This window comes from Longimicrobiaceae bacterium, assembly GCA_035936415.1.
Lineage (GTDB): Bacteria > Gemmatimonadota > Gemmatimonadetes > Longimicrobiales > Longimicrobiaceae > JAFAYN01.
In genome coordinates this window covers 1-2,855 of record DASYWD010000150.1, presented here as the reverse complement: position 1 = coordinate 2,855, position 2,855 = coordinate 1, and the positions used below count along the sequence as shown (strand labels likewise).

Genomic DNA, 2,855 nt, shown 5'->3' with positions numbered 1-2,855 from the left:
GTCCGAGGCGGCGGGCGCCGTGGCGTGGGAGGCGGACCCGGAGACGCTCCGCTTCACCTGGGTGGGGCCCGGGGCCGGGCGTCTCCTGGGGTGCGCGGACGGCCTGTGGACCGCGGACGCGGACTTCTGGCTCGCCAGCGTGCATCCGGACGACCGGGCCGCCGCCGTGGCCCGGCGGCGGGAGGCCGCCGCGCGCGCCGAGGTGCACGAGCTGGAGTACCGCATGACCCGCGGCGACGGCACCGTGGTGCGGGTCCGGGACACGGCCGGGCCGGGGCGGGGCGGGCGGCTCGCCGGCGTCCTCGTGGACGTGACCGCGCTCCGGGAAGCCGAGGCGCTGGAGGAGACGGTCCGCGCGCTGCGCGAGGCGGTGGACGCGGTGCCGGTCCCGGTGGCGGGGCTCGACCCGGAGGGGCGCGTCACCCTGTGGAACCGGGCCGCCGAGCAGATCCTGGGGTGGAACGCCGACGAGGTCGTCGGGCGGCCCTGGCCGCTGTCGCCCCCCGGGCGGCGACCGGAATTCGAGGCGTTCCTGCGCCGGGCGCTCCAGGGCGGGGCCGCGGCCACGCTGGAGGGCTTCCGGCGCCGCAAGGACGGGACGCCGGTGGAGGTGAGCCTCACGGGCGCGGCGGTGCGCGGCCCGGACGGCGAGGTGTGCGGGGCGGTGGTGGCGGTCGCGGACGTGACCGAGCGGCGCACCGGCGAGCGGGACCGCGAGCAGCTCCTCATCCTGGAGCAGGCCGCCCGTGCCCGCGCCGAGCGCGCGGAGCGGCGCTCCACCGTGCTCGCCTACGCCAGCGAGCTCCTCCACGCCGCCTTCGACTACTCCCCCGACGAGCTGCGCGCCATCCTCGCCAGCCTGGCGAACCTGGCCGTCCCCACCCTGGCCGACTACTGCCGCATCGACGAGGTGCGCCCGGACGGCTCCGTGGTGCGCGTGGCCCTGGTCCACACCGGCCCCGCCGGGCACGTAGCCCCCGAGGGGTTCCCCGCGGACGCCGGGCCCGGGACGCACCCCGTGGTGCGGGCCATCCGCACCGGCGAGCCGGTGCTGGTCCCGGAGGCCGGGACGCAGGAGCTGCGCGAGCTGTTCGCGGACGGCGAGGCGCGCGGGGGGCTCCCCCCGGGGGTACGCTCCGTCCTGGTGGTCCCGCTCTCCGCGCGCGGACGGATCCTGGGCGCGCTGACGCTCGCCACCGCCGCCTCCCGGCGGCGCTACGACCGCGAGGACCTGCTCTTCGCGCAGGACATGGCGCGCCGCATCGCCATGGAGCTGGACAACGTGCGCCTCTACCGCGCCGCCGAGACCGCCGCGCGGCTCCGCGACGAGGTCCTGGCCATCGTCTCGCACGACCTGCGCAACCCGCTCAACGTCATCAGCTTCAGCTCCGACGTCCTGCTCCGGGCGTGGGCCGCCGACGGGGGGCGCGCCGCCGAGCGCAGGCAGGTGGAGGGGATCGCCCTTTCCGCGGAGCGGATGCGCCGCCTCATCCTGGACCTGCTGGACGTGGCGCGCGTGGAGGCGGGCAGCCTCCCGGTGGAGCCCGCCCCCGAGCCCGCGGCCGACCTGCTCCTGGAGGCGCTGGAGCTGCACGCCCCCCTGGCCGAAGAAAAGTCGCTGGTCATGCGCGTCCGCATCCCCCCGGACGCCCCGCCCGTCCTGGCCGACCACGAGCGGGTCCTCCAGGTCCTCTCCAACCTGCTGGGGAACGCCATCCGCCACACCCCGGAGGGGGGCGCCGTGGTGCTCTCGGCCGAGGCCGGGGAGCGCCAGGTCCGCTTCGCCCTCTCCGACACGGGCCCCGGGATCGCGGACGAGCACCTCCCGCACGTGTTCGACCGCTTCTGGCGGGCGCCCCGCGCGCGGCGCGGCGGCGGGGCCGGGCTGGGGCTGGCCATCGCCCGCGGGATCGTGGAGGCGCACGGGGGGAGCATCTGGGCCGAGAGCCGCCCGGGGGAGGGGAGCACCTTCTACTTCACTCTCCCCCGAGCCGACGTGCCCGCCGAGCCCGTGTAGCCACGGCCGGGCACGGTTGTAACGAGTCGATGCACGCCGGGCGCGGGGAGCGCCCGGCGTTTTTCGTGCAAGTGCGCGAGGCACAGGCACTTGTGCGCTCGCCTCCGGGCCGGCGGCGCGGCACGGGGGATGCGAAGCCGCTACGCATGCTGAACGAGCCCCGTTCGGCCGCCCGGAGCGGTACCCCCTCCGGCGCGGCCCACTTTAACCGTCCCCACCTGGCGGCCTCCATGGCGACCGACGCCCTCTCCATCGTCCACCTCGTGCCCCGGCGGGACGCGCCGCTTCCGGGGCTGGAGGGGCTCGCGGAAGACCACGCGCTGCTCACGCTCGACCGCGCGGGGCGGATCATCGAATGGAGCGCGGGGGCGGAGCGGATCGGCGGGTACTCGCGCGAGGAAGCGCTGGGGAGGCACCTCTCCGTGTTCTACCCGGCGGAGGAGCTGCGCTCCGGCGCGCCCTACCGCGAGGTGGAGGAGGCCGCGTCCGGGCGGGTGCAGGCGGAGGGGTGGTGGATCCGGAAGGACGGGACCCGCCTCTGGGGGCGCCGCGTCCTGTACCCGCTCCCCGGCCCCGGCGGCGAGTTGGGGGTGGTGGTGTGCGACCAGACCGCCTCCCGGGAGGCGCAGCGGCGGCTGCAGGAGCGCGAGGAGTGCTACCGCTCCCTCTTCGAGCACACCCCGGACGCGGCGTGCACCCTCAGCCTCGAGGGGACCATCACCGGCGCAAACGCCGCGTTCCAGGCCCTGGCCGGGGAGCGGAACCTCGCCGCGCGCCCCCTGTTCGCCTTCCTGGTTGCGGAGCACCGCAGGCCGGCGCGCGAGGCGGTGGCCCGCGC

At 77.1% G+C, this 2,855-nt stretch carries 2 protein-coding genes; both read left to right on the top strand.

The features are described 5' to 3' along the window. Window positions 1–2,017: ATP-binding protein (locus tag VGR37_05875; GenBank protein HEV2146907.1), on the top strand; the 2,017-nt coding region annotated here is incomplete at its 5' end. Between the two features lie 230 nt (window positions 2,018–2,247). After that, window positions 2,248–2,855, top strand: a 608-nt coding sequence (locus VGR37_05870; protein ID HEV2146906.1) for a PAS domain S-box protein, incomplete at its 3' end; no start/stop codon positions are given.